1 protein-coding gene is annotated in these 1184 nt (G+C 67.9%); it reads right to left on the bottom strand.

The window, feature by feature from the left end; genetic code table 11:
- The gene (locus tag ACYP01_RS13025; RefSeq protein WP_070159706.1) at window positions 1–1182 is read right to left on the bottom strand and encodes an acetyl-CoA C-acetyltransferase; all 1182 of its coding nucleotides are present in this window, start codon (window positions 1180–1182) and stop codon (window positions 1–3) included.
- Between the last annotated feature and the right edge of the window lie 2 nt (window positions 1183–1184).

The raw sequence follows: 1184 nt of genomic DNA on the forward strand, positions 1-1184 counted from the left end.
TCAGGCCTTGGGGACGCGGACGATGAGTGCGTCGCCTTGTCCGCCGCCGCCGCAGAGTGCGGCTGCGCCGATGCCGCCGCCGCGGCGTTGCAGTTCGAGGGCGAGGTGCAGGGCGATGCGGGCGCCGGACATGCCGAGGGGGTGGCCGACGGCGATGGCGCCGCCGTTGACGTTGACCTTGGCGGGGTCGAGGCCGAGTTCGCGGGTGGAGGCGATCCCGACGGCGGCGAATGCTTCGTTGATTTCGACGAGGTCGAGGTCGGTGGGGTCGATGCCTTCCTTCGCGCAGGCCTTGGCGATGGCCCGGGCGGGTTGGGACTGGAGGGTGGAGTCGGGTCCGGCGACGACGCCGTGGGCGCCGATTTCCGCGATCCAGGTCAGGCCGAGTTCTTCGGCTTTGGTTTTGCTCATCACCACGACGGCGGCGGCGCCGTCGGAGATCGGGGAGGCGGAGCCGGCGGTGATGGTGCCGTCCTTGCTGAACGCGGGACGCAGTTTGCCGAGGGATTCGGTGGTGGTGTCGGCGCGGATGCCTTCGTCCTGGGCGAAGACGATGGGCTCGCCCTTGCGTTGGGGGATGGAGACGGGGACGACTTCGTTGTCGAAGAGGCCGTCTTTCCAGGCGCGGGCCGCGTTCTGGTGTGAGGCGGCGGCGAAGGCGTCCTGCTCGGCGCGGGTGATGTGGGCGGTTTCTTGTTGGTTGACCTGTTCGGTGAGCAGGCCCATGGCCTGGTCGGTGAAGATGTCGTGGAGGCCGTCGTAGGCCATGTGGTCGCGGAGGGTGACGTCGCCGTATTTGAAGCCTTCGCGGCTTTTTTCGAGCATGTGGGGTGCGCGGGACATCGATTCCTGCCCGCCGGCGACGACGATGTCGAATTCGCCGGCGCGGATGAGTTGGTCGGCGAGGGCGATGGCGTCGATGCCGGAGAGGCACACTTTGTTGATGCTCAGGGCGGGGACGTTCATGGGGATGCCGGCGGCGACGGCGGCTTGGCGGGCGGGCATCTGGCCGGCGCCGGCGGTGAGGACCTGTCCCATGATGACGTAGTCGACCTGTTCGGGTGCGACTGAGGACTTGTCGAGGGCGCCTTTGATGGCGATGCCGCCGAGGTCGGACCCGGAGAGGTCTTTCAACGATCCGAGGAGTCGACCCATCGGGGTACGAGCTCCCGCAACAATCACAG

It is taken from the genome of Rhodococcus sp. no. 34 (assembly GCF_054589475.1).